This window comes from Pelagicoccus mobilis (genome assembly GCF_016595505.1).
Classification (GTDB): Bacteria; Verrucomicrobiota; Verrucomicrobiia; order Opitutales; family Opitutaceae; genus Pelagicoccus; species Pelagicoccus mobilis.
Map to the genome: position 1 here is coordinate 1 of NZ_JAENIL010000123.1, position 2,808 is coordinate 2,808.

Sequence of the window (2,808 nt, forward strand, 5' to 3'; positions counted from 1 at the left end):
GAACTCTACGTTGAAGGTTCCTCTACATAGGTGCAGAGCTCGAGCCTGTGGTGGATCCTCGAAAGATATAATACCCTCGAGGCTCTCGCTTTCTGGTGGGCTCAATGCTGCCTTGTACTTTTTCGGGTCTCTGATTCTGCCGTATTTCATCCTTTGGAGAACGTTCCATCGCGGTACCCGCACTTTCCAGGCGCCTTGGACAGTCACCGAATCGACACCTTCCAGTTCAGCTACTTCTTTTTTCCAGTCGGTTAGATCCTTGCCGAAAGATAGCGGCGTAAGGAGCAAGAAAGACAGGGCCAAAATAGTAGATTTCATTTCTTTCGCCAACGCTAAGGTCTGGCGACGGCGGCGTTAGCCGACGTTGCCAGCACCGCCTTGTTGAGCTTCATTTATTCTTTCGACTACAACGGATGCATACGCCCCGTAGCTGGTGAGGTAGAACACTGCAGGAACAAGAGCGAACAACGCAGCTGGACTAATCCCCAAAGATGGTAACTTATCACCTGCTAGCATCGGTCCAACCATAAGATACATGCCGATCAACCATATCGTGAAAAACGCTAATTTGTAGGTTCTAGCAAAGCCATCGGGAAGACCTCTGAACAAAACCTTCGTCCAATCTTTTGTTCTTTTTCCTTCTGTACGAGAAACCAGTATCAGCACTGCTCCGAAGAAGAGCGGAAAGTTAAGGAGAAACAGTGGTAGGACGAAAATGGGGAAATCATCGTCTACGCTACCACGGCAAAATGGGACAGCAACTAGACAGAGGGTCGCTAGGATAATCGACGAATTTTTGAGGTGCTTTGCCGTCGATAGACTGGGTTTCCAAGAGATTGCTGGCTTCATCTATTTTTTTCTGCTCAACGTCTAAGTGAGGCGATGCCGACTTCGGTTGAGGTTCTAGGTCTGTTGAGGTTAGTATTCATGGGATCGTGACAAAAGAGGCGGGCGTTAGTCGGCATTGCCTCGACTGCCTGGTTCTGCATATTTTTCTTCTTCCAGAGGTAGCAAGGCTGGATGGCCAGGTGGATAGGGAAACCACTTTCTTCTTAATTCGTAGATGTAGTAGATGTAGGCACCGATCGCAGGGGCTAGAAGGACGATAAACAACCAGACGACCATCTCTCCATTCTTTCCTTCATCTTTCAGTTTGGCTATTTCTGAAAGGCAAAGTATCCAGAGCAGGAAGACAATGAGTGGTGCAATGATGACTAAGACGATGGGTAGGTCAAAGTTCCAGTAAGCGGATGCTGGAAGCCCGACCACGAGAAGAATGATCGGAAACGCGAATAACAGATCTGTGAGGTTTTGCTTCGTCATCTTTTTTCGCAGAACGACTAGGCCACACGGCGAGCGCTTGCGCTCGTTGTGTGAGCCGCCTGGTTGGGTATAATGTTTTTCTTTTCAAGAAGCTGTTTGAGAAAGATGTATTCATCCGTCTCTGACGGCTTTAGATTTTTGAAATACCGTTCGATCATCTCCAGAAGTTGCTCTTCCTTTTTCTTTCCTTGCCGAACAATCGGACTCAATGAGGTCTCATCATCGGATACGGGGCCGAGACTAATGGAATCGTAATCTTTCTTTTTCGCATTTAGTCTTCGGTCATAGAAGAGTTTCCATTCTTTCCCTGATTCATCGGTAAACACGACAGAGATCGATCCTCCGTCGAAAAATGCCTGTGCGAACGATACGCTAACGATCTCATTCGGATACTTCTCATCAGCGACCAATTGGTTGAGAGTGCTGGTCAGCAGGATGATAAGAAGGACTGTGATTGGCTTCTTCATTTCTTACCCAACGTCAAAGCCACACGATGGCGGCTTCGGTTGAGGTTCCTGTACTGTTGAGGTCGGTATTCATGGAGTCGTTACGAAAGAGGCGAGCGTTTGCCGCCATTGTGTGGGCTGCCTGGTTGGGCCTAGTTTTTGTATGCGTGGTAAATGAAGTAGCCTATGGTCAAAATGATGGTGCCAGCTAATCTCTTTCCAAAGTTCGTGTAGAAGAAAAAGTACTTGATCTCGTCTATTGCTGACTGCCTTTCCTCGTCAGGATCGTATTCGATTTCTTCAGTGTCTTCGTATCCATAATCCTCCGTTAGTTCTTTAAGTTCTGGATATTTCTTTTCTAGAGACCGTGGGTTGAAGGTCTCCTCTTTGAAGAGACCATGTTCTACGAAAATCGTTTTGTCTTTGGGGGATGAGACGAAGTGGGTCATTGCTGCTTCCTCTGCTGAGTTGGCTTCAATCGTTATTGGATCAGCAGCACTGCCTCCGTAACTCACTTTGAATTTTTTCATCATTCTTTGCCCAACGCTAAAGTGATACGCTCGGGCTAAGTTGCCCGTGGTGAAAGTTGATTGTGGGATACGCCCTTGCTGCGTCCACAACTCGGGGCGCATGGCCCGAGTTGTATCCACTGCCTTGTTCTACTCCATCCATGAACGTGTCTCCAGTGCTTCCAAAATCTAGTTGTGATCTTTTAAGAATGCTTCGGACCTTGCTCGTAAATCTGTCAGTTTTGCTGCTGCGCCCAGTTGCTAAGCCTAAAACGCCAAAGTCGTTTTTTTGTCTCGTTCCTAGCCAGTCGTCAGACCTTTTGAAAATCTCCGTCTTTACCTGTTGATATGTCGTGGTCGCACATCCCAAGGATGCTGCTTCCTTCGGTTCAAGAACCTTCGATAACTTCAACTGACTGATCATCGATATTTGTAGAACGCTAAGGTGTCACGATGGAGGCGGCGGAGCTGCCGGAATTGTGACCACCGTCTGGTTGGAACTCATTTATTAACTCGTTTTCGATGAAGTT

The 2,808-nt window shown here is 47.3% G+C and carries 5 protein-coding genes; all 5 read right to left on the reverse strand.

Annotated features, from left to right (window positions below; all coding sequences use genetic code 11):
* The coding region (locus JIN87_RS28500; RefSeq protein WP_234033676.1) for a hypothetical protein at positions 1–318 on the reverse strand (318 nt) is incomplete at its 3' end.
* A 36-nt stretch (positions 319–354) separates the two neighbouring features.
* Positions 355–849 (reverse strand): hypothetical protein, encoded by a 495-nt coding sequence (locus JIN87_RS27720; RefSeq protein WP_200359942.1) that lies wholly within the window; start codon positions 847–849, stop codon positions 355–357.
* Between the two features lie 105 nt (positions 850–954).
* A complete protein-coding gene (locus JIN87_RS27725; protein WP_200359944.1) occupies positions 955–1,323 on the reverse strand; it encodes a hypothetical protein in 369 nt (122 codons plus the stop codon).
* A 17-nt stretch (positions 1,324–1,340) separates the two neighbouring features.
* Entirely contained in the window at positions 1,341–1,790 is a 450-nt protein-coding gene (locus JIN87_RS27730) for a hypothetical protein (RefSeq protein WP_200359946.1), read from the reverse strand.
* Between the two features lie 131 nt (positions 1,791–1,921).
* The gene (locus JIN87_RS27735; protein WP_200359948.1) at positions 1,922–2,302 is read right to left on the reverse strand and encodes a PH domain-containing protein; all 381 of its coding nucleotides are present in this window, start codon (positions 2,300–2,302) and stop codon (positions 1,922–1,924) included.
* Positions 2,303–2,808: the final 506 nt, after the last annotated feature.

Excerpts from the sequence above, each read along its gene's own strand:
- JIN87_RS27720 (WP_200359942.1), bottom strand. The coding sequence starts at position 849 with ATGAAGCCAGCAATCTCTTGGAAACCCAGTCTATCGACGGCAAAGCAC.
- JIN87_RS27725 (WP_200359944.1), bottom strand. The coding sequence starts at position 1,323 with ATGACGAAGCAAAACCTCACAGATCTGTTATTCGCGTTTCCGATCATT.
- JIN87_RS27735 (WP_200359948.1), bottom strand. The coding sequence starts at position 2,302 with ATGATGAAAAAATTCAAAGTGAGTTACGGAGGCAGTGCTGCTGATCCA.
- JIN87_RS27730 (WP_200359946.1), bottom strand. The coding sequence starts at position 1,790 with ATGAAGAAGCCAATCACAGTCCTTCTTATCATCCTGCTGACCAGCACT.